At 45.2% G+C, this 1,763-nt stretch carries 4 protein-coding genes; 3 read left to right on the top strand and 1 reads right to left on the bottom strand.

What is annotated here, in order from left to right; genetic code table 11:
* Positions 1-260 (top strand): helix-turn-helix domain-containing protein (locus tag PX636_RS15395; RefSeq protein WP_502882890.1); only part of this gene is annotated, 260 nt, incomplete at its 5' end.
* Positions 261-374: 114 nt separating this feature from the next.
* Here PX636_RS15395 and PX636_RS15390 read toward each other — a convergent pair.
* A complete protein-coding gene (locus PX636_RS15390; RefSeq protein ID WP_288117732.1) occupies positions 375-827 on the bottom strand; it encodes a porin in 453 nt (150 codons plus the stop codon).
* A 53-nt stretch (positions 828-880) separates the two neighbouring features.
* Between PX636_RS15390 and pyrE the strand changes: the two genes are divergently transcribed.
* Positions 881-1,570, top strand: coding sequence for an orotate phosphoribosyltransferase (gene pyrE / locus PX636_RS15385; protein ID WP_002796350.1), 690 nt, complete (start codon positions 881-883; stop codon positions 1,568-1,570).
* 3 nt (positions 1,571-1,573) lie between these two features.
* Positions 1,574-1,763, top strand: a 190-nt coding sequence (locus tag PX636_RS15380; protein WP_044034726.1) for a hypothetical protein, incomplete at its 3' end; no start/stop codon positions are given.

Raw genomic sequence — 1,763 nt, 5'->3', positions numbered from 1 at the left:
TGAGGATGGAAGACTATCATCCATCAGCAGCGATTGCAACTCATACCAACAATGCCAAAACCGTTGATGAAACGATAGAAATTGTCTCTGAAATTAACAATCAAGACAATTTTACCCATCAAGAAATCCAAAAACTGACCAACTATAGCTTAAGTACGATCAAAAATAAAGCCAGTCGAGGTCAAATAATTGTTGCCAATGATGGCATGAGCTATCGTTATGACAAAACCCTTGATATTGCCAAATGGGTGAGAGTTTAGCTTCTCAAGGAGCTTCGATCGAACTTAAAAAGGCATCTTGCCGCAGTTCGGGAACCTTCAAAGAAGATTCTCGACCCATTACATTGTTCGCCAATTCCGAGTTGAATTGGCGAATTAAAAGCCGCCAGGACTTAAATAACTGGGATTTTCCTGTAGGGAAGTATCGAAGGGATTGGGTAAATCTTGGGTGCGAATTAAAGGGCCAGACTGTTGCTGTTGCATGACATCATAGTATAAAGTTTCGACCAATTTCGCATCCCGGGTAATCATATTATCGAAATAGGAACCTTGCATAAAAGTACGCCAACCCTCCCGAGAGTTGAACTGTCCTAAAATGCTGGTGTAGTCGTAGAAACGACCCGTATTGTTATTAACAGCGCGGTTAAACAAACCGGGGATATTATTAAATCCTACTGCCGTATCGGGAGAGGGGACAAGTTGCAATTGTTGGGTTTTTACCGGTGCCGGAGTGGTGGCGGGGGAACGTTGGGCGATCGCAATAGGCGAACTCAACCAGACTAAACCGGTTAAACAAAACAGGGAAGGAAGTAAAAATTTAGCGCGCATGGGTAAAAATCTCCTCACAGGGATAGGGTTAATTAAAAAATCGCGTCAATGGGATGAGAAAGAAATCAATACTAGCGATCGAGTCAATATATAATGACTTTTGGCTCAATTGTAACCGAAATTTTGGAGTCAGTCAGGCTCCCAATCCTGAAAATATGGCTAATTCCTCGGTAGCGAATCTCGATACTGCTTCCCTGCGTCAATTTCTCCTCGATGCTCTTGTCCGTCTTGCCTATGGAGAGGGGGATTTCACCCTGTCTTCAGGACAAAAAAGCAGCTACTATATCAACGGCAAACAAGTTACCCTCACTGCTGAGGGAGCTTTAGCCGTGGGGCGTTTATTGCTGTCGCTACTGCCTCCAGATACCCAAGCGGTGGCAGGATTAACCCTAGGGGCGGATCCGATTGTCAGCGCCGTTATTGTGGTATCTGCCTACGAAAATCGCCCGATTCCAGCTTTAATTGTCCGCAAAGAGGCAAAAGGTCACGGTACTATGGCTTATATCGAGGGGCCGACTTTAAACCCAGGTGCCGCGGTGGTTGTCCTCGAAGACGTGGTGACAACGGGCAAAAGTGCCATGGTAGCGGTAGAAAGATTACGCGATGCCGGTTATCAAGTAGATTTAATCATTGCTTTGGTGGATAGAGAGCAAGGAGGGGCGGAATTTTACCAATCTCAGGGAATAAAGTTTCAAGCTTTGTTTTCGATTCGGGATCTACAGGCGGCTTATCATAATAAATAGGGTTTGCGGCAAAAAGTTTTTCCTGGTGGCAGGGTGTGGGGTGTGGGGTGTGGGGTGTGGGGTTTTACCAGTTTTGAGGTGGCCAATTACCTAATTTTCAGGGAAAAGTCCAGGGATTTTCCCCCTGATCACTCCCATGCCTGGGACTTTTTGATTGACAAAAAGTCTAAAAGTCTTACCCAACAAGGTTTTT

Origin of the sequence: Microcystis sp. M53598_WE2 (assembly GCF_030067735.1) — a bacterium.
GTDB classification, from domain to species: domain Bacteria; phylum Cyanobacteriota; class Cyanobacteriia; order Cyanobacteriales; family Microcystaceae; genus Microcystis; species Microcystis aeruginosa.
The sequence above is the reverse complement of the archived record's forward strand: the minus strand, read 5'-3'. Positions and strand labels throughout refer to the sequence as shown.

Coding starts and splice junctions, on each gene's coding strand:
- pyrE (WP_002796350.1), top strand. CDS start 881: ATGAGAAAGAAATCAATACTAGCGATCGAGTCAATATATAATGACTTT.
- PX636_RS15390 (WP_288117732.1), bottom strand. CDS start 827: ATGCGCGCTAAATTTTTACTTCCTTCCCTGTTTTGTTTAACCGGTTTA.